Here is a 19,951-nt window from a genome sequence, read left to right on the forward strand (position 1 = left end):
CCCTGGTTCATTACTTGAGTAACCAACCATACAACGTGGGGAAGCTGCGCGCAAGAGCCGCCACCGTCGCCCCACGTCACTAATCCGGCTCTTCTGTAAGTTGTTTATTGGCTGGTCTGGGACTGGCTGGCAGGATGGGTGTTATCTGTTCGGTGGGTGTGGCTCACGGCTCTTCTGACCTTGCAGCGGTGCTGGGAGTGTCTTTTTTGTGACTTGTCCATGCACTGTTCAGGTGGCACCGATCCGGCCTGCTCTTGGTGGCTTGATTAGAAGATTGTCCGCTCTGTATTTAGCGTGGCTCGTTACAGAACTGCCCCATGAACACGTATTCCCCGGATCGGGCCAACAGGGCCAGCTATCGATTAGGGAGGTCACTGCTATGACCATTGTTGCACATGCCTACGATTTCGTTGTCGGGGTAGACACTCATGCAAGTAAACATGCTTTCAGTATTGTCGAAAGTCGCACACAAACAGAAGTTGATTGCGGGGAGTTCCCAGTCACTCCTGCGGGTTTCGCCCGGTCCATTAGTTGGCTGCGGCGGCGCACCAATCACAGTTGCAGGGTTTTGGTTTCGATGGAAGGTGTTAGCTCATTTGGGCAGACCCTGCGACTAGACCTGGAGCGAGAAGGCATCTTAGTAACGGAGGCTCCAAAACCACCTCATAGGGCAGGACGGATCGCGAAGAATGACTTCATTGATGCTCGCAGAGCCGCTACGAGCGTCATGGGGTGGGATGTTACTTCTCTCCAGATCCCCCGTTCTGGAGGAGTTCGTGAGGCTCTGCGTATCCTGGTTCAGGCACGTCATGGGCTCACCGTAGAGAACACTGCTCAGATCAACCGGCTCACTGCATTAGTGCGGACTAATGCGCTTGGCATCGATGCGCGCAGAGCTTTGGGACGCATCCAAATCAAAGCGATTGCGAAATGGCGGGTTCGCGCTGAGACCATTGACTTACAAGTTGCTCGGAGCGAAGCAGTGCGGCTCGCTAAGCTCATCATCGCGAACCGGGAGGCACTGACTGATAACAAAAACGCTATCGAAACTCTGGTGCAGCAGGTAGCACCGGCTCTTCTCACTATGAGGGGAATCGGCCCGGTTACTGCCGCCCAGTTCTATCTGGCCTGGTCCCACCATGATCGCATCCGTAGTGCAGCCGCATTCGTGGCTCTAGCAGGCGCGAACCCGATCCCAGCATCATCAGGTAACAATCAGCGTTATCGTCTCAACCGAGGCGGTGACCGATCTTTGAACAATGCTTTGCACACAGTGGTCCTAGTTCGTATGCGCTACGACCAAGAGACCCAAGAATACGTCCAAAAACGCACCGCAGAAGGTAAGAGCAAACAAGAGATCATGCGCTGCCTGAAACGATACGTCTCCCGGCAGGTCTACCGCACCCTTCAAGCAGCCACAATCCCTGTCACAGCCGAAAGTGAAACCCACAAAATTCCCGCTTGACACACAATAGAAGAGTCACGAAAGGGGCTGTAGGTGGCGTTTGAATCCTCCGGTGTGGATGAGGCTGTGGTGGATGTAGTTTTGGAGGTTTCGGAATTCTAGGGCGATGCCGCGGAGGTGTTCGAGGAGTCGGTTGGGCTTTAGCGAGCCGGTTAGGGCATACGGAGCGGGTTTGGCTCACTTTGCCCTTAAATCACACCGTAATCTGGGCCAAACCCGCTCCCTTAGATCAAACCCGCTCCCTGAAGACTCCCGTCAACGGCTGGTGCAAGCGCGAGGCGTGGCAAGCGCGGGACGTGGTGGGCGCGGGGCGTGTCCCGCCCCCCAAATTTGTAGGCCCACCGGGACTCGAACCCGGAACCCACGGATTAAAAGTCCGTTGCTCTGCCAGTTGAGCTATAGGCCCGCGCAGATCATTGTAGTGTGCGGCGCACCTCCCTCAAACCGCAGCGAGTGTGAAACACGTCGACCACGCCGGATCCCCTCACTCTCGCCCCCCAAATTGCGACCAAATCGCACTTGCGCGCACGCCCCTCCCCGGCGCTAGTGTTGCTCCATGACCCGGGAAAATCCATCGCTTTCGCCATCCATCCAGGCCGTCCTCTTCGACCTCGACGGCGTCCTCACCCCAACCGCCACCATCCACGAGGAAGCGTGGCGCCGCCTCTTCAGCGACTACTTCGCTCGGAAGGGCGTTGCCCCCTACACGGACGATGACTACTTTGAACATCTGGACGGCCGGGCACGCTATGACGCGGTTGCGGCAATCTTGGCTTCTCGCGGCATCCAGGTTGCTTACGGTGATCCGGGGGACGCCCCTGACGTAGAGACAATCTGCGGGCTGGGAAACCGTAAGAACTTCGAGTTCAACGAGGCCGTTGCCACATCTGGGGTCGCCCCATACCCAGGGTCTCTGCGCTTCCTGGACTACATCTTCAATGGCACCGAGGACGAGGGCGGAGCGCGAGACCCCTTGAAGGCGGCAGTCGTCTCCTCCTCAAAGAACGCCCCCGAGGTTTTGAAGGCCGCCGGGCTCTTTGACCACTTCCCCGTCATCGTCGACGGGAACGTCGCCGCTTCCCGCGGATTGGCAGGCAAACCTGCTCCCGATACCTACCTGGATGCAGCCAAGCAGCTTGGTGTCGACCCAGCTGCCTGCGCGGTGGTCGAGGATGCCGTGTCTGGCGTCCAGGCCGGCCGCGGCGGAGACTTCGGGATGGTTATCGGCGTGGATAGGGGCGCTGGCGCAGACGTCCTCGTCGAAAACGGAGCGACGGTTGTCGTGGCAGATCTTGCAGAACTGGTGCCAGAGGACTACCTCCCCACCGGATCGTTTCTGGGCGTGGATATTCCACCGCGCTTCCACCCAACCGATGATCCCGACTGGGTCATGGGCAACTCCCAGTTCGCCTCGGAGAACCCAGATGTTGAGGCCTCAGTCCTCGCCCTCACCAACGGATACTTGGGGATTCGCGGCAATCTCGGCTTGCGACGCGCGGGTGGATCCGACGGGACCTACCTCAACGGGCTGCACGAAACCTGGCCGATCGCTCACGCCGAGGACGCGTACGGTTTTGCCAGAATCGGCCAGTCAATGGTGACCCTGCCGGACGCCACCGGGTTCGACATCTTCGTGAACAGCGTGGCGATCACTGATTCGGCGCGCGGCTACCTTTCTGAGCAATCCCGAACGCTGGATCTTCACTCCGGAATCCTCTACGAAACAGCGCTGTGGCGGGGACGCGGAGCGGAAGAGGGTGTCAGCGTGCGGATCGAGCAACGCGCCGCCGTCGCCCTCTTTGACCCGCATCTGGCAACCATTGACCTGCGCGTCACCCCGCTCGAGGACGACTGCCAGATTGCGATCCGCTCTGTCGTCGAAACCCCCGCTCTGCCCCCCATCGAGCTCACCGAAGGGATCACCCTGGAACTCGATGATCCCCGTAAGGCAAACCGACTTGTTCACGGTGCGGTGATTGAAACAGATGTCTTCACTGCTGACGAGTCCGCGTCGATCGCCTACCAGGTGCGGGCTTCCCAGATGGCGGCGGCACTTGCCGTCAAGAACCAGGCGGCACTACTACCGGCCGGGAGTCACACTCAAGCGAAAGGGTCCGTGGCGACCCCTGTCGCCGTGACCCCGATTGAGCCGGACGAGGGCGACACTCTGGCCTGGGCTGCCTCTGCGGGAGTTTGCAGAGGGGAGAGTCTTTCCTTGACTAAGACTCTGTCCTACGCGCGTGACGACCTCTTCGAAGAGCGCCCCGGAGATCCTGCCCCTGAGGCCGATGCCGCATTAGACGACACGCTCCGAGCGGACAATCCCCCCTTCTTTGACCGCCAGTCGAGCGTGGTCGCCGCGCTGTGGGACCGCGGGGACGTCGTCATTGAGCTGGACGATACGGCGACACCGCGCCCCGGAGCGATCGTCGATCACCCTGACGAGGACAAAGCATCCATCCAGGCCCGTGTGCGCTGGTGCCTCTTCCAGCTCCTGCAGGCAACGGCCTGCCTAAAGGGGACGGGCGTCCCAGCAAAGGGCCTCACCGGTTCCGGGTACGACGGGCACTACTTCTGGGATGCTGAGATCTACGTGCTGCCCTACCTGGTCTACGCCAACCCTTCGGCAGCTAGGCAGCTGCTCCACTACCGTTACCTGACACTGGATGCAGCAAGGGTTCGCGCCTCTGAAATGAGCGAGGAAGGGGCTCTCTTCCCCTGGCGCACCATCGCAGGACCAGAGTCGTCTGCCTACTACCCTGCGGGCACGGCTCAATACCATATCGATGCCGCAGTCTCGTATGCCATCAATCAGTACCTCAACGCCACAGGTGACACTGACTTCCTGTTGACCGAGGCCATCGATATCCTGGTTGAGACGTCAAGGATGTGGCTCTCCCTGGGCTTCCTCAGTGGACGCGACCTACGTTTCCACATCCATGGAGTCACAGGACCGGACGAGTACACGGCCGTCGTCAACGACAACCTGTACACCAACGTGATGGCGAAAGCGAACCTGCATTCTGCCGCCCGCTGGCTGAAGAAGATTGAAGACGAACACCCCGAAGAGTACGAGGCCGTTATTCGTCGCCTCGCCCTCTCAGATGCAGAGGTCGCCTCATTCACTGAGATCGCAGACAAGATGTTCATCCCGTGGAACGACGCACTCGGTTTACATTCGCAAGATGAAGCGTTCCTCGAGAAGCAGGTGTGGGACTTTGAGGCAACCCCTCCAAGCAACTATCCCCTGCTGCTGAACTATCATCCGCTGGTGATCTACAGACACCAGGTGTTGAAACAGTCGGATACCGTCCTCGCCCTCTACCTGCTGGGATCTCAGTTCTCCCCAGAAGACAAGCTGGCGAACTTCGATTACTACGATGCAATCACCACGGGTGACTCTTCACTATCGGCAGCCGCACAGTCGATTGTGGCAGCCGAGGTCGGGCACCCGGAGTTGGCGGCCGACTACTTTGAAAGGCTCCTCAATCTGGACCTTGCGGACCTACATCGCAACACGGACGTCGGTGTCCATATCGCATCGTTGGGAGGAACCTGGAGCACCCTCATCATGGGCTTCGCCGGACTCCGCGACGACACGGGAACCCTCCGCTTCGCCCCGCGGCTTCCTGTGAACTGGGTGGGGATGACGTTCTCTCTGGAGCTTGACGGCTACCCGCTTGATGTTCACGTCTCTCGAACCGGGGTTGATTTTGAGTATCGCGCGCCCTCGGACCGACAAGTTGAGGTCGAGGTCGAAGGCGAGAATCAGATCGTGTGGGGGAACCGTTAGGCCCCATTGACAACAATGCCCCGTTCCACTTGTGGATCGGGGCATTTGTAGACCTGCGTCAGGTTACTTCTTGTTGCGACGCTGGTGGCGGGTCTTGCGCAGCATCTTGCGGTGCTTCTTCTTCGACATCCTCTTGCGGCGCTTCTTGACCACTGAACCCATAGGGTCACTCCCTCCAACAACATCACATCTGAAATGGTAGCAACCCTGCGGGCCCCACCAACTTGACTTTGAACGCCCCTACTTTACTACGAGAGACGGAAACAACACACTCTCGGCCGGAAACAAGCGCAAACTCACAAGAAATTGAAGTGTTTAGCTCGACCGTGCGTCCTCATCGGGGGAACTAACTACCGACCTCGCCCTGCTCATCTGCTGTCCATGACGCGTCAAGCAGGTGATCCACTGCGCCCTGAGGGACTCGGAAACTCTTTCCCACGCGAATCGCGGGGAGCTCACCGGCATGGATTAAGCGGTAAACCGTCATCTTGGACACCCTCATGACGTCCGCCACTTCACTGACCGTCATGAAGCGGGGCGAAGGTTGAGTTTCCATCGACTTACCTTATCCCAGAGCAGAGGAAGAGACTGACTATACTTCGGCGAGTCTGACACGAGCCAAATCCGCCGCTACAGACCATAGACTGAATACTATCCCACGATTGCCACCGGGGAACACAGTTCACTAAGGGGTGTGGTCCATTGGGCTCACGACGAAATAGCACCGGCCATAGTTCAGGCTGGCGTCGCGACCCCCTGCGCACAGAAGCCCTCGACACCGCACCTCACGACATCCATTTTGCCGAGGCAGAACCTGTCGATAGAGCTCCAACTCCGCTGCGTACGGACCATCTCTTGATTCGCTCCGGTGAAGGCCACTCATTCTTCTATCGTTCCCAACTCAGCTTCAACCAGTATGCCTTGCGCTACCCGGCCAGGCTCACCCTGCTGGTGTTCTCCCTCCTCATCATCTTGATCACCGGGCTATTGCTACTACCCATTGCCAACACTCAGGGGGGCATAACTCCATTCATTGACGCTTTCTTCACGGCCGTTTCCGCCGTCTGTGTCACCGGCCTCACCGTTGTCGATACTGCTACGTACTGGACCATGTTCGGCCAGATTGTCATAGCAATCGGGATCACCCTTGGCGGCCTGGGAGTGATGACCATGGCGTCACTCCTTACCCTTGCGGTGTCACGAAGACTCGGCCTCACGCAGCGCCTACTTTCCCAAGACGACACCCAGGGTCGTCTGGGTGACGCGCTCACCCTAATCCGCGGCGTCCTCGTCACTACACTTGTTGCCGAGGTCGTGCTCTTCATAATCGTCGCGCCTGCATTCCTTCGCCAAGGCCACTCGGTGTGGAGATCGATTTGGGAGGCGCTCTTCATGTCAATCTCCGCCTTCAACAACGCCGGTTTTGTGGTCATGGAAGAGGGACTGGCGGCATACGTTGGCAACTGGCTGGTGATGCTTCCCCTGATCCTTGCGGCGTTTGTTGGGGCTATTGGCTTTCCTGTAATCGTGGACCTGCGCAGGCGCTGGAGGCACCCGAAGTCCCTATCGCTCCACTCGAAGATCACCCTCACGACATACATCGCTCTGGCCGTCGCGACCGGTCTGATTATCGCCGCCCTCGAATGGAATAACCCTTACACATTCGGGGACTTGAACTTCTCTGAGAAGGCCCTCAACACCATCGTCGGTGCAATAAACACGAGGTCGCTGGGGATCAGCGCCATCGATGTTTCCCAGATGACGGGCGCATCATGGCTGGTGCAGGACATATCGATGTTCATTGGTGGTGGCTCCGGCTCCCATGCCGGTGGCATCAAGGTCACAACGTTCACCATCCTGGTGTTGGCAGCGTGGGCTGAAGCCCGAGGCCGCAGGGATGTTGAAGCATTCCGCAGGCGCCTTCCCCAGAACACAATTCGTCAGGCCGTTGCAGTCCTGCTTGTGGCGGTCGTCCTCGTCCTCAGTGTCTCCGCAATCCTCCTGGTGATCACTCCATTTACGCTGGACCGCATTCTCTTCGAGGTGATCAGCGCTTTCGGCACGGTGGGACTTTCAACCGGGATAACTTCTGCATTGCCTCCAGCAGCCAAGCTGCTTCTTGCACTGGTGATGGTCGTTGGACGTGTGGGACCCATGACATTTGCTGCGGGACTAGCGCTGCGTGAGCGCAGGAGCTTCATACGTATGCCCGAGGAGCGCCCAATTGTTGGCTAACACTTCAACCAGAATGCCACGGTGTTTACTAAGGAGTAGCAATGGCACAGCGAGCTAGGAAGACCAGCGGGACGTTGGTTGTGGGACTGGGACGATTCGGGGCGGCCGTCGCCGTGACGCTGGAGCACCTGGGTTTTGAGGTCCTTGCGATGGAGAAGCAGAACAGCCGCGTCCACCATTTCAGTGGCACGCTGCCACTGGTTCAAGGCGATGGAACGGATCCTGAGGCATTGGACCAGGCGGGGGCGCAGGACTTTTCCTCCGCGGTGGTTGGGGTGGGTTCCTCACTGGAAGCGTCAGTCCTCATTACCGCAAACCTTGTCGACCTCGGAGTTGAGAGCATTTGGGCAAAGGCCATTTCACGGGAACACGGACGAATCCTGCGGCGTATCGGTGCGCACCACGTTGTGTATCCGGAGTATGACGCTGGGCAACGAACCGCGCACCTTGTTGGCGGGCAGATGCTTGACTACATAGAGATGGACAAGTCGGAGTTTGTCATCGCAAAGATGCGCCCACCTCGTGAACTTGAGGGATTCACGCTTGGAGAATCGATGGTGCAGACCAAGTACGGGGTTCGCGTCATCAGTTTGATGAGGTCGGGGAAGGCTTTTCAGTATGCAGACGCGCAAACACGTGTCGATCGTGAAGATGTCTTGGTAGTCTCTGGCAACTCGCTTGATGTGATTCGTTTCTCTGAGCGTCCCAGGTAGATCCCTCTGGGTGACCGTAGTCAGGCGGTCGGTGTTTTCCCCAGAGCTGCGCAGGCGGTGTTTTCCCCAACGATGCCCTGGCGATCCTGTGATGTCGGAACCGTCTTGTAGCCTCGGGTGATGAACGGTAGAAAGTGGGCGCTGTGATGGCTCGGAGCAAGACTGCGTTTCGTTGTGCGCAATGCCAATGGGAGAACCCCAAATGGCTAGGCCAGTGTCGCCAGTGTGAGGCGTGGGGAACATTAGAAGAGTTCGTCCCTCAACCGGTTTCGTCAGGTCGCTCTACTCCGATGGTCGGTAGCGGTTCTGGGGCGGGGGCAGTGACTCTCGACCAAGTGAGAGTCGAGGACGCGAATGCTTGGCCTAGCGGGGTCGAAGAGTTTGACAGGGTTCTCGGGGGCGGAATCGTCCCTGGATCAGTTGTGCTTCTCGCTGGGGAGCCGGGAGTTGGGAAATCCACTCTACTTCTTGATGTTGCTGCCCGGTACGCTGCGGAAGCCACGACTCTGGGAAAGGGTCCAGTTCTGTATGTCACGGGGGAAGAGTCTGTAGCTCAGGTTTCCAAGCGCGCGCACCGGATCGGTGCCCTGAGCTCCAACCTCTTGCTGGCCGCAGAAGGGGATGTTGGGTCTGTGGCCTCGCTTGTACAGATGCATGAACCATCACTGTTGATTGTTGATTCTGTCCAAACCATGACCTCCGGCCTCGTCGACGGGTCCGCCGGTTCGGTTAGCCAAGTCAAAGCGGTGTGCCAGGTCGTCATCAATGCGGCCAAGCAGAATGCACTTCCGACACTGCTTGTTGGGCACGTGACTAAGGATGGGACAATTGCGGGTCCACGAACACTGGAGCACCTTGTGGACGTCGTTTGCCAGTTTGAGGGGGAACGCACCGGGGCTCTGCGCATGCTGCGTGCCGTGAAGAACCGGTATGGCTCGACTGATGAGGTTGGGTGTTTCACGCTTGAAGAGGCGGGAATCCGTCAGGTCACGGACCCTTCCACTATGTTCACGTCAGGCTCTCGCGGGAATGCGCCGGGGAGCATCGTCACCGTGACGCTTGAGGGTAACCGACCGCTCCTGACCGAAATTCAAGCCCTCGTCGCCCCGGGAAGTGGGGGAAGCCCCCGTCGCATCACCTCGGGCCTGGATTCATCACGTGTTGCAATGGTGATGGCAGTTGTTCAAGCACATCTTCGTCTGGATCTGTCGCAGAAGGAAGTGTACGTGTCCACGGTCGGGGGTGCCAGAATTGTCGAACCAGCCGTCGACCTCGCGATTGCCTTGGCGGTCTGGTCAGCGGCTCAAGGGAAGAAGCCACGTCAGTCGGTGATTGCTCTGGGTGAGGTGGGTCTGACAGGGGAGGTGCGTGGCGGCACAGGGCTGTCACGCCGAATAATTGAAGGCTCCCGGCTAGGCTGGGATACAGCACTGGTTCCTGCCAGCCAAATCGGTGAAGTCCGGGTACCGAAGACGGTTAGGCTCCTACCAGTAGAGAACCTGGTCGAAGCGGCAAGGTACGCGTTTGACTAGGTAGAAGCAAAGCTTGAAGGGAATACGGGCGACTTATGGATACAGACAGCATTGCGCTACGCAAAGCGCTCCAGCTGGTTGCCCCGGGCACTGAGCTCCGCGAGGGGTTAGAGAGGATTCAGAGGTCCCATACGGGAGCCTTGATAATTCTCGGCTACTCTCCAGAAGTTGAAGCACTGTGTTCTGGCGGGTTTGAACTCGAAGTGGGCTTCTCTCCCGCACGTCTGCGCGAACTTGCAAAAATGGACGGCGCAGTCATCATCGATACCGACACCTGGCTGATCCGTAAGGCCAACGTTCAACTGATTCCGGACCCGTCGATACCTACTGACGAATCCGGGATGCGTCACCGCACCGCTCAGAGAGTCGCGCGACAAACCAACATTCCAGTGCTGTCCCTGTCTGCCTCAATGCGTCTAATCTCGATCTATGTGGGCCAGTTGCACCACACAGTGGAGGAACCGGAGACACTTCTGGCCCGCGCCAATCAGGCAGTCGACACCCTTGAACGATACACGCAGCGCCTAGACGAAGTGCTGTCCTCCCTCGCCATCTTTGAGATGAGGGAGGCGGTTACGGTGCGCGACATCGCAACCGTCGTCCAACGCATGGAGATGATTCGGCGCATAACCGCAGAGCTTGACGGGTACTTGAGCCAGCTCGGCGATGATGGGCGTCTGCTCTCCCTTCAAGTTGATGATCTTCTTCGCGGTGCCGCTTCTGAACGAACGTTGGTTTTGCGCGACTACATCGCGGATCCGATCATGCTGGATGATGTGGAAGACAAGCTCTCGGCTCTGTCCGGTGAGTCCCTAGTGGATCTCTCACAGATCGCCGAAAGTCTGGGAATGTCAATCTATGACCCAGCGGATCTGGATGAGGTCATCCGCCCGCGTGGGATCCGCGCGCTAGCAGTGATTCCCCGACTCCCGTGGCGGCTAATCCAGCAGATCACTGAGCGCTGGCCAACCTTGGCGGAGCTTCAGCAACTTACGGCAGAAGATTTCCAGCAGGTTGAAGGCATAGGACCGTACCGCGCCCAGACCATTGTCGATCATTTGAGGCAGCGTACGAATGCTGCGGGTGATCCGAATGTCTCGTGGTAGGCGCTCTTTGCCCCTGAGTTTGCTGAAGCCGCAGGACCCCACACCTAAGTTTGCTGCCACTACAGGACCCCACACCTAAGTTTGCTGAAGCCGCAGGACCCCACACCTAAAGTTGCCAACATCACCTAAGGTTGCCCGTAATTCTCACAGACGGCAGCGACGTTAGTTGATACTGGCAACCTTGCGTGACACCGGCAACCTTGGAGGCACACGGCACCCTCCCAAATGTATACGTGGGGGCCAAATGTGCGTGTGGGGGGCCTACCCTAGACATACATTTCATCCCCACGTATGCATTTCGCGCGGCCCGCGGGCTTCCAGGCTGTTTGGAATCGATGGGCTGGTGTTTTCTTGTTGTTGAGGTTGGTACCGGCGTTACCCCGTGTCATAAGGGAGCGGGTTACGCCTTACGGAGCGGGTTTGTCTTGCATAACAGTGTTATTCTAGGTCAAGTGGTGCCAAACCCGCTCCGCAAGGCGTAACTCGCTCCGTTTGGTGCAACCGGCTCCGTAATGCTCGGGTGCCCCGAGCGGCCGGGCACCCAAGCACCCAAGCACCCGGCGGCCGGGCACCCAAGTCCCCGTCGCTGGCACTCAAGTTTCCATCACTGCCGCTGCAGCCCCTGTGGCGTAGCAATCATAGGCCCACATCTCCCAACCCAGACTCACAGGCAGTTTGACACACGCGGCCCGATGCGGCGCCGACCGCCTTGGTTCACCGCACCTGAATTGACACTGTTTGCGGTGTCTTCGCGCCTGCTGGCAGTGCAGTCAATGTGTAGGTTCCCGCGGACGCAGTAGCACCGCCCGTCTCCTGGGCTACAGCCTCACAGCCTTCATAGATGTGACCATTCCAAGACAGGTTCCCCGTCCACGATTCTCCCGACGCCAAGAGCAACTTCCGAGACCATTCGGGCACGCATTCGGACGGTGACCACACGACCGTTGACGACCCGGCAAGCTGGATCCTTATCTCAGAGGTCTCCACGCTGCAGTCAGTGCTACCCCTATTCTCAATCTGCACGCCAAGATCGAAACCAATTCCTTCATCAACTGCAGCCGAAGATGGAGCTAGTGTCACGTTCAAATCATCAGCAGCACACGGCAGTATTTCAACAGGTTTGGGCGTCGATACATCGGTTACCCGGGCGTGCTCCTCATTAAGGATGCCCATCACCCAGCCGAAGGCCTTCACGCCCGCAAAGATGAGCCCCGCCAATAGCGCAGCCAAAACCACTAAAGAAATGATGCGTCGCGCCCACGGAACCTTACGTTTCCGCTTCGAGTTGGTTGTTGTCACTTCTGTGCCCCTATTCCTTCAACACCGTACCGCTCTAGGCGCGGCCAGGCACCCCGCGTCCCTCATCCTCACCACTGCTATTGGAGTCAATGCACCAACGCTCCACCACAACTGCACACACGCAAGCAAACACTGCACCTACCGCGCCCGCGAGGCTGCTCCAAGCCGAAAAGGCCATTGCTGGCGCCCAAAGTCGGGTAAACCCTACGGCGGCAACTCCGGCAAGGAAACCACCGCAACCAGACATGACATATGCGCTAGACCGCGCTAGAACCGCTATCCGGGCAGCCCCGACAGGGGTCACCCAAGTCTCACGTCTTGCAGTAAGTCGCCGAACCCCGCCGCCCCCAACTAGCAGCCAGACACCGATCACAACGAAGAGCAAGGACAGTACCGGAGTGACCATTATGGGCCGCCCCGCAAAGCGCACCATTAGAGCAGACGCCAAACTTCCGACGGCCAACGCGACGATACCGACTGAGACTACGAGTGTCCGATTGAGCGGCTTCATCGCTTCTCTGTCTGGATCTCACTACCCTGCTTCTGGTTCCCACTGGCTTGGGATTGACGCCGCGCCAACGGTAGCGACCCGGTAGGCGTAGGTCGCACGGTGACTCCGCGGGCGACGCGCGGTATGGTCCCACCCGCAACAGCTGGTCGCACAGCTGAAATATTCGAGTGGTTGATCGCCCGCTCGTGTTGTACCCGAACTCCCTCCATAGGCGTTTCACTACCCTCATCAAACTGGTCTATCGAGTCAACCACACGAACTTCCTGCTGCCTGGTTGAGAACTCCCAATCTGGAAGTGTCTGCTGTGGTACTTCGTGGGAGCCACTAGGTGCTCGATCTAGAGTGGGCCGCAAAGGTATTCCCACATCCAGTACCTCAGTGGTTGGAACCTTGACAGTGCCCACCCGTTGCTCCGTTCGACCGTGTCTTGCAGTGAGTGACTTTCGCTGCCCGGGTCGAGGCGGGGGTGAAACCTGCGCGACCGGCATCTCCTTTGCATGCGTGCGTGGTACAAGCTTTGCGTTGCGCTGCTCTTTGACAAGCAACTTCTGAAAGATTGGGTCATCTTCGACGTCCGCCAGAACAACCTCTTCCCCGCGAAGGACGACGTGCGGCGAGTAAGCATCCTTATGTAGCGTCCTGTGCCGACTTGACCTTGGAGCCAAGTGCAGCGACACCTCTTCCCCGGGATCGTTGCCATCCCTCTCAAGCCATCCCGGGTACTCAGCGATAATTCCGCCGAGGTCGCCAGCTTTAGTGAGCAGGTCACGCACAAATCCGTGGCCGATGAGGTGCGCGTCGGCATCCGCCCTCGTCCAGGGATAGAGGACGAAGGCTCTACCATGCGCCCTGGGGTGCGGCAGAGTCAGGGTTTTCAGGTTCAGTGTCATTCGGTCGAGGTCGATGATGTCGATATCGAGTGTCCGCGCACCCCAGCGCCCCGCCCGCACACGTCCAAACTGCGTCTCAATCCGCTGCGTTGCTGCAAGCAGGGCTGGCGGCGCAAGCACCGTCTTCGCAATCACAACGGCGTTGAAGTAGTCGTCCTGGGGTAGGGCGCCTTCCTCAAGAACCGGCTCAGTACGGATCAACGGAGACACCGCAACTATTTCGAAGCCATCCAAATCGGCGAGGGCCGCGACACTTCCGCGCAAGTTTGCGACAACGCTCCCCCTGTTACCGCCGAGGGCGAGGACAACATCGTAGGTGTGAGGATGAGGTCTAGTGGGTGTCCTGCGGTAGGTGGGATTGATTCCCTCTCTGCCGTGTTTGCCTCGGACGGAGGGTCTCGGCGGTGTCTTAGTCATCCGCGTTAGAACGGCCTCGACGGGTTGTGGCCCAGCCTCCCGCACAACGGGTTGCTGCGCCACTTCTCGCTCAACGGGTTGCTCGCCGCCCTGTGGCTTGGCTCGAGCCGCCGACTCGAGACCTCCCTTGCGTCGTTCCCGAACTACCGTGACTGCCACGTCCGAGAACTGGTGCCGCAATGGCGCCATGGGCTTGTGTACAGTCACCTGGGCCTTCACAACTCGGGGATACGTCAGTGCAAGTTCAGCAAGGCGCGAAGCCAAAGTCTCGATGAGGAAGACAGCGGGCCCGGTCATGACGGCAACCGCATCTTCTGCAACCTGGGAGTAGTCGACCGTATCCGCTAGGTCATCACTGGATGCAGCACTTCGCGTGTCGACATAGAGGGTTAGGTCAGCAATGAAATCTTGCGTGGAGGCCCGCTCAAAGTCGTAGACACCGTGGTTCCCCACTGCCCTAAGTCCGCTCAGTGTGATGACATCCCACTCTTTCACCGCTTGTGTCACCGACCTTTCCTACTCACGACAACTCTTCGATAAGCCGCACATGCGCCTCCACATCGTGAACGCGCACCCCCCACGCACCTGCCTGCACCGCACGCCTTGTGGTCTCCAGTGTTCCCCGTTCCACATCGCCCGGGAACCGGGTTGATATGAACCGCTTCCGAGAGGCGCCGACGAGGACGGGGAGGCCCAGTTGTGTGAACGACTCCAACCTGTCCACGATAGCCCACGAATCCGCCATCGTCTGTGCAAATCCTAACCCGGGGTCAGCGATCACTTGGGTTAGGCACAACCCGGCAGCTACGACTCTGGCAATTTGGTTCGAGGTTTCGGCCATTACGTCCTCGACGACATCCGTATAGTCTGTGTCCAGGTTCGGATCCGAGGGAAAGCCGCGCCAGTGCTGAACCACCATTGGCACGTCCGCCTCTGCTGCCACCGGAACAATGTCCGGATCAAACATCCCGCCGGACACATCATTGATCAGGCAGGCTCCCTCCACAGTGGCGCGACGAGCTACCTCTGCATTTACGGTGTCTACGGAAACCCGAAGACCCCTGGCAGCAAGCTTGTGGATGACACCACCTACCCTGAGCCACTCTTCTTCAATGTCGATGCGCGCAGCTCCGGGGCGCGTCGATTCACCGCCGACATCGATTATCAGCGCACCCTGGTCTGCCAGCCGCAACCCTTGACTCACCGCATCGCGGTGTTCAAACCACAGTCCTCCATCTGAGAATGAATCGGGTGTGACATTGAGGATTCCCATTACGGACACCGTCCCCCCACCGAGCGGCACTCCGCCGAGTAGTGGTGCAGGGACTTTGCTCATCGTGGGGATTTCCTCTGACTCCATTTCAAACACGATCCGCTGGGAAACTCGAACACTGCATACTGGGCTCTAAAGAAGTGCCAAGACCTCGTTTCGGTTCGCGGGTTCATCCAAGACACCCGTGAAGTGCGCAGTGACCGTCTGCGAACCGCTCTTCCTCACTCCGCGCATGGTCATACACATGTGTTCCGCCTTGACCACGACGGCAGCGCCTGAGGGCGTAAGTGCGGATTGGACAGCCTCTGCGATCTGCATCGTCAGTCTCTCTTGCACCTGGGGCCGCCTGGCGAAACCATCGACACAACGCGCAAGTTTCGAGAGTCCGGTGACCTGCCCACCGCTTGGAAGGTATGCAACCCCGACCGTGCCAAAAAATGGCAACAGGTGGTGTTCGCACATTGAGTAAAACTCAATGTCTTTGACAACTACCAAACCATCGGTATCAATTTCGAAGGTCTTTTGGAGGTGCGCTGCGGGATCCTCATTCAATCCGCCGAAAATCTCGGCATAGGAGCGCGCCACCCTCTGCGGTGTCTCTTGAAGTCCATTGCGGGAAGGATCCTCACCAATGGCGGCAAGGAGCTGCCTGGTTGCGTGCTGAACGAGGGCCGGATCATATGGCGATGAAGTACCACCCACCTGTGAAGGCTCCATCACAGTTGCTCATTTATTGGCGCTGGTGGATCAACCTCGTCATTTGCGAGACCTACGGGGTGGCCGAGAACCGCACCTTCCACAGCGCCATGATATCCGTAGTTCCACACTTCACGTTTAGGCTGCTTCTCTATACCGACAAAGATCTCTGCCAAGCCCTTTTCATCAATAGTTTCCACATCAAGCAGTTTGACTGCCAGGGTGTCAAGCACATGACGGTTGCGCGTGAGGATTGTCCACGCCTCACTGATCGCATCATCAATCAGCGTGCGAACCTGTTCGTCAATCATTGTTGACTGGTGATCGGAGATCCCCAAACCTCTGCCCTGGCCAACCTCACGACCAACAAACGGATCTGTATCCTGTTGTCCGAGCTTCACAATGCCTACCGACGTGGTCATGCCGTAGTCCGTAACCATAGCTCGAGCCGTCTTGGTCGCCTTTTCAATGTCGTTTGCGGCTCCCGTGGACGGATCACGGAACACGACCTCTTCCGCCACACGTCCACCCATTGCGTAAACCAGGTCGTCAAGAAGCTGGTTGCGGGTCTTCGAATAGCGGTCCTCTGTCGGCATCACCATCGTGTATCCGAGGGCGCGTCCACGCGGCAGGATCGTCACCTTGGTGACTGGGTCCGTGTACTGCAAGGCAGCCGCGCACACCGCATGTCCCGCCTCATGGTAGGCAGTCACATACTTGTCATGCTCATTCATGACGCGGGTGCGCTTCTGAGGCCCAGCAATGACTCGATCTATCGCCTCATCGATTGCGCGCATGTCAATCAGGTCCGCATTCGAGCGCGCAGTTAGCAGAGCAGCTTCGTTGAGGACATTTGCGAGGTCAGCTCCGGTAAAGCCCGGAGTGCGCTTCGCGACCTGGTACAGGTCGATGTCCTTGGTGAGAGGCTTTCCCTGCGCATGAACATGAAGGATTGCCTGGCGCCCCTTCAGGTCTGGGGCTTCCACGGCGATTTGGCGGTCGAAACGCCCTGGGCGCAGCAGCGCTGGATCAAGGATGTCGGGGCGGTTTGTCGCAGCAATCATGATGACGTTGGTGCGCGCATCGAAGCCATCGAGTTCGACCAGCATCTGGTTCAGTGTCTGCTCACGTTCATCGTTGCCGCCACCGATCCCGGAACCACGATGACGGCCAATCGCGTCAATCTCATCCACGAAGATGATTGCAGGTGCAGCCTTGCGCGCCTTGTTGAAGAGGTCACGAACGCGGGAAGCACCGACACCGACGTAAAGCTCCATAAACTCTGATCCAGAGATCGAGAAGAATGGCACCTTTGCTTCCCCAGCAACCGCCTTAGCCAGCAACGTCTTGCCTGTTCCTGGGGGCCCATAAAGAAGCACGCCCCGGGGAATCTTGGCGCCAACTGACGTGAATTTCGACGGAGCCACCAGAAACTCTTTGATTTCCTCTAGTTCCTCTACCGCTTCATCCTCACCCGCAACATCGGCAAAAGTTATCTCAGGGTTCTCTTCATTGAATTCCTTAGCCTTAGACGAGGAGAAAGAGCCCATCATTCCGCCCCGTGTTGAGCGTGACATGAGGAACCAAAAAGCACCCAGAATCAGGATCATGGGAAGCATCAGTTGCAGCATGGATCCCAGCACGGAACTCTGCGGGTACATCGCGTTGTACCCAAGCTTGGGATCGGCGTCCTCAATCAACGTGAGGATCTCATCCGTCTGGGCCCGAGCGTAGGTGAAGGTGATGCTGGTACCCAGTTCCTTGGCCGGATCCTCAACCGAGGTCGACTTGTGGGTGTAGGGCTGCGCCAACTGCATCGTGACCTGCTGGGTGCCATCGTTCAGCACCGCTGATTCGACACCTTCGGTACGAAGGATCTCCATACCCTCAGATGTGTTGACCATCCCCGGTTGAAGCAGACGCCAAACCATCCAGCCAATCATCATCAGGGCAAGTAGTGGCACCACAATGTAGGGCCACACCTTTGATGCGGGCTTCTTTCCCTTTTCCTTATCTTTGGGAGCAGACGAGGCCATTTACTATTCGCCTTCAACTTCGTATACGTGGCGCGCCAATGTGCCGACGAAGGGCAGGTGGCGGTAATCTTCAGCAAAATCGAGCCCATAACCGATCACGAACTCGTTGGGGATATCAAATCCGACGTAGTTCGCATCGACGGCAACCTTTGCCGCGTCCGGTTTACGCAAGACCGCGAGGATAGAAACTGACTTTGCCCCGCGGTTCAAGAGGTTCTCCCTAAGCCAATGCAGAGTAAGTCCGGAGTCGATAATGTCCTCAACGATGAGGACATTTCGTCCATGAACGTCAGCATCGAGGTCTTTGAGGATACGAACCACACCGGAGCTCTTGGTCCCTGCCCCGTAGGATGACACGGCCATCCAGTCCATCTCTACTGGTCGATGGATCTTTCTGGACAGATCGACCATTGCTGGAGCCGCACCCTTCAGCACGCCAACCAACAGCAGGTCACCTTCCGGATAGTCCCGGTCGATTTGGGCAGCCAGCTCCGAAAGTCTCTGGTCCAGTTCTTCCTCAGATATCAAGACCTTTTCGAGGGCGTTCCCCATGTCGTTCGCGTCCACTCATACTCCCTTCGCTGGTTCTGCGGCAAGACGGCAGCCTAGTTTTAGATCTCTCCACTCTAGTGCCTGCCACCGACATCTCCGTTCTCGGTGACCTCTGCCCGTTGCTGCTGTTCATTACCAGCTGATCGAGAGAACGCACCTGTGCAGCGAACGAACAGTCTCCCGTGTGCATTTCAGGAGTCTGCAGGGGTAAGAACTCCAAGCGTCTTGGGTTTGCGGAATATTAGGCTCTTCCTGCTCCGTTTCGCCGTCCAACCCCCAGGCAACGACACGATCTTGCCGATCGGTGATCGTGGACCGCTTCTGCTATTGATTACCAACTGATCGAGAGAACGCAACTGCGCGCTGTGCAATGGTTCCTCAAGAGAAGATGCCACCGCCCCCCATACCAACAGGTAGACCCTTTTTCGAAGGGCCAGAGGAAGATCCGCGACCGCCTCAACGTCGATACTGTTGTCCTCCGCTCCCTTTTCCCAAACGCGGTCTAGCGCATCGTCTGCAAGCATGCTGAGCGCGTCTTCATCCTCGGCCAACAGTTGCGCAACCCGCGCCAACGCCGGAATGGGATCCTGCCCGAGGGCGTCGCCTAGGCGTGGCAAAACGTCGTGCCGCAAGGCCGTCCTGGGGAGTGCGGCTCCCGAAGCACTGGTCCAAGCCCCTTCTGCAGAGTTACTCGGATCATTGACCCACGTCAATCCAAGGGCCCGGCAGAACGCCACTGTATCGGTGCGACGAACACACAGCAGTGGCCTACCCCTGTGCAGGGTGGTCGTCGGTCTTTCGTCATCGTTCCCGCCCTCGTCGTCAATGCCCGAGGTCGCCACCACAACCCTCTCCCTCATCGCCGCAAGCGACCGTGGACTGGCTCCCCGGCCAAGCCGCATGAGGACGGTCTCTGCCTGATCATCCTGGGTGTGACCGTAGAGAATGTCTACAGATCCGAGGGGTCGGCCCGCGCCTCTTTTCGTGGCCCACTCAAGCGCGTACTTGTTGAGAAGTTGGTGGCGAACTTCCCTCCCCCAACCCTCCAAGGGGTGTTCGAGGTCGACCCCGGTTGTGTCCGCCTGCAGCACCGCGACCTCGGGACACCCCAGTGCGTACAGCTGCCCTTCTACTTCGAGGGCCTCCGCCTCCGATTCCTTGCGTAACCCGTGGTTCACAATCGCGGCGGTGTAGGGAATCTGCATCCGTTCCGCCACATCTGCGGCGGCAACTGCCAGGGAAAGGGAGTCCGCCCCTCCAGAAACTGCCAGGACGATTCCCGACCCACCGGAGACTTGGTGGGACCGGTCAAAATATCGTTGTAGGTAGTTGCGGACAGCCAGCGATACTGGGCGGGCTTCCAATGGAGGGGTGGCTCCCACAACCATTGACGGCGACATGAATTTGGGGGTGATGGGTGGGAAGTCCATTGC

At 58.3% G+C, this 19,951-nt stretch carries 16 protein-coding genes and 1 tRNA gene; 6 read left to right on the plus strand and 11 right to left on the minus strand.

Annotated features, from left to right (window positions below; translation table 11 throughout):
- The first annotated feature begins 379 nt into the window (after positions 1-379).
- A complete protein-coding gene (locus H2O65_RS09400; RefSeq protein WP_182141445.1) occupies positions 380-1,465 on the plus strand; it encodes an IS110 family transposase in 1,086 nt (361 codons plus the stop codon).
- A gap of 333 nt (positions 1,466-1,798) precedes the next feature.
- Here H2O65_RS09400 and H2O65_RS09405 read toward each other — a convergent pair.
- A tRNA-Lys gene (locus H2O65_RS09405) sits at positions 1,799-1,871 on the minus strand.
- Positions 1,872-2,021: 150 nt separating this feature from the next.
- On the opposite strand from H2O65_RS09405, the gene H2O65_RS09410 reads away from it, so the two are divergent.
- A complete protein-coding gene (locus tag H2O65_RS09410; RefSeq protein ID WP_182141446.1) occupies positions 2,022-5,258 on the plus strand; it encodes an HAD-IA family hydrolase in 3,237 nt (1,078 codons plus the stop codon).
- A gap of 63 nt (positions 5,259-5,321) precedes the next feature.
- On the opposite strand, the gene H2O65_RS09415 is transcribed toward H2O65_RS09410, so the two are convergent.
- On the minus strand, positions 5,322-5,420 hold the full coding sequence (locus tag H2O65_RS09415; RefSeq protein ID WP_086992420.1) for a 30S ribosomal protein bS22: 99 nt from the start codon (positions 5,418-5,420) through the stop codon (positions 5,322-5,324).
- Positions 5,421-5,604: 184 nt separating this feature from the next.
- Positions 5,605-5,814 carry a helix-turn-helix domain-containing protein gene (locus tag H2O65_RS09420; protein ID WP_182141447.1) on the minus strand — a complete coding sequence of 70 codons (210 nt, stop codon included), beginning with the start codon at positions 5,812-5,814 and terminating at the stop codon, positions 5,605-5,607.
- A 146-nt stretch (positions 5,815-5,960) separates the two neighbouring features.
- Here H2O65_RS09420 and H2O65_RS09425 point away from each other — a divergent pair, with 146 nt between their 5' ends.
- From H2O65_RS09425 to disA, 4 genes are all read left to right on the plus strand, one after another.
- Entirely contained in the window at positions 5,961-7,493 is a 1,533-nt protein-coding gene (locus H2O65_RS09425) for a TrkH family potassium uptake protein (RefSeq protein ID WP_182141448.1), read from the plus strand.
- A 41-nt stretch (positions 7,494-7,534) separates the two neighbouring features.
- A complete protein-coding gene (locus tag H2O65_RS09430) occupies positions 7,535-8,206 on the plus strand; it encodes a TrkA family potassium uptake protein (protein WP_182141449.1) in 672 nt (223 codons plus the stop codon).
- Between the two features lie 146 nt (positions 8,207-8,352).
- Positions 8,353-9,738, plus strand: coding sequence for a DNA repair protein RadA (gene radA, locus H2O65_RS09435; protein ID WP_182141450.1), 1,386 nt, complete (start codon positions 8,353-8,355; stop codon positions 9,736-9,738).
- A 35-nt stretch (positions 9,739-9,773) separates the two neighbouring features.
- Entirely contained in the window at positions 9,774-10,844 is a 1,071-nt protein-coding gene (disA, locus tag H2O65_RS09440) for a DNA integrity scanning diadenylate cyclase DisA (protein ID WP_182141451.1), read from the plus strand.
- Between the two features lie 714 nt (positions 10,845-11,558).
- Here disA and H2O65_RS09445 read toward each other — a convergent pair.
- The 8 genes from H2O65_RS09445 to tilS all read right to left on the minus strand — a co-directional run bounded on the left by H2O65_RS09445 (position 11,559) and on the right by tilS (position 19,948).
- Positions 11,559-12,143, minus strand: coding sequence for a hypothetical protein (locus H2O65_RS09445; RefSeq protein ID WP_182141452.1), 585 nt, complete (start codon positions 12,141-12,143; stop codon positions 11,559-11,561).
- Positions 12,144-12,177: 34 nt separating this feature from the next.
- A complete protein-coding gene (locus tag H2O65_RS09450; RefSeq protein WP_182141453.1) occupies positions 12,178-12,654 on the minus strand; it encodes a DUF3180 domain-containing protein in 477 nt (158 codons plus the stop codon).
- Positions 12,651-14,468 (minus strand): 2-amino-4-hydroxy-6-hydroxymethyldihydropteridine diphosphokinase, encoded by a 1,818-nt coding sequence (gene folK / locus H2O65_RS09455; protein ID WP_182141454.1) that lies wholly within the window; start codon positions 14,466-14,468, stop codon positions 12,651-12,653. Before folK ends, H2O65_RS09450 begins: the two co-directional genes overlap by 4 nt.
- Positions 14,469-14,481: 13 nt before the next feature.
- Positions 14,482-15,297, minus strand: a complete 816-nt coding sequence (gene folP, locus H2O65_RS09460; protein WP_182141455.1) for a dihydropteroate synthase — start codon at positions 15,295-15,297, stop codon at positions 14,482-14,484.
- 69 nt (positions 15,298-15,366) lie between these two features.
- Positions 15,367-15,951, minus strand: a complete 585-nt coding sequence (gene folE / locus H2O65_RS09465) for a GTP cyclohydrolase I FolE (RefSeq protein WP_182141456.1) — start codon at positions 15,949-15,951, stop codon at positions 15,367-15,369.
- Positions 15,951-17,966 carry an ATP-dependent zinc metalloprotease FtsH gene (gene ftsH, locus H2O65_RS09470; RefSeq protein ID WP_182141457.1) on the minus strand — a complete coding sequence of 672 codons (2,016 nt, stop codon included), beginning with the start codon at positions 17,964-17,966 and terminating at the stop codon, positions 15,951-15,953. The genes folE and ftsH overlap by 1 nt, the downstream gene beginning before the upstream one ends.
- A gap of 3 nt (positions 17,967-17,969) precedes the next feature.
- Positions 17,970-18,533 (minus strand): hypoxanthine phosphoribosyltransferase, encoded by a 564-nt coding sequence (gene hpt / locus H2O65_RS09475; protein WP_182141458.1) that lies wholly within the window; start codon positions 18,531-18,533, stop codon positions 17,970-17,972.
- Between the two features lie 176 nt (positions 18,534-18,709).
- Positions 18,710-19,948, minus strand: coding sequence for a tRNA lysidine(34) synthetase TilS (gene tilS / locus H2O65_RS09480; RefSeq protein WP_182141459.1), 1,239 nt, complete (start codon positions 19,946-19,948; stop codon positions 18,710-18,712).
- Between the last annotated feature and the right edge of the window lie 3 nt (positions 19,949-19,951).

Origin of the sequence: Schaalia sp. JY-X169 (genome assembly GCF_014069575.1) — a bacterium.
Taxonomy (GTDB): domain Bacteria; phylum Actinomycetota; class Actinomycetes; order Actinomycetales; family Actinomycetaceae; genus Scrofimicrobium.

Coding starts and splice junctions, on each gene's coding strand:
- folP (WP_182141455.1), bottom strand. CDS start 15,297: ATGAGCAAAGTCCCTGCACCACTACTCGGCGGAGTGCCGCTCGGTGGG.
- H2O65_RS09400 (WP_182141445.1), top strand. CDS start 380: ATGACCATTGTTGCACATGCCTACGATTTCGTTGTCGGGGTAGACACT.
- tilS (WP_182141459.1), bottom strand. CDS start 19,948: ATGGACTTCCCACCCATCACCCCCAAATTCATGTCGCCGTCAATGGTT.
- H2O65_RS09410 (WP_182141446.1), top strand. CDS start 2,022: ATGACCCGGGAAAATCCATCGCTTTCGCCATCCATCCAGGCCGTCCTC.
- folE (WP_182141456.1), bottom strand. CDS start 15,951: ATGGAGCCTTCACAGGTGGGTGGTACTTCATCGCCATATGATCCGGCC.
- ftsH (WP_182141457.1), bottom strand. CDS start 17,966: ATGGCCTCGTCTGCTCCCAAAGATAAGGAAAAGGGAAAGAAGCCCGCA.
- H2O65_RS09450 (WP_182141453.1), bottom strand. CDS start 12,654: ATGAAGCCGCTCAATCGGACACTCGTAGTCTCAGTCGGTATCGTCGCG.
- H2O65_RS09420 (WP_182141447.1), bottom strand. CDS start 5,814: ATGGAAACTCAACCTTCGCCCCGCTTCATGACGGTCAGTGAAGTGGCG.
- H2O65_RS09415 (WP_086992420.1), bottom strand. CDS start 5,420: ATGGGTTCAGTGGTCAAGAAGCGCCGCAAGAGGATGTCGAAGAAGAAG.
- disA (WP_182141451.1), top strand. CDS start 9,774: ATGGATACAGACAGCATTGCGCTACGCAAAGCGCTCCAGCTGGTTGCC.
- radA (WP_182141450.1), top strand. CDS start 8,353: ATGGCTCGGAGCAAGACTGCGTTTCGTTGTGCGCAATGCCAATGGGAG.
- H2O65_RS09430 (WP_182141449.1), top strand. CDS start 7,535: ATGGCACAGCGAGCTAGGAAGACCAGCGGGACGTTGGTTGTGGGACTG.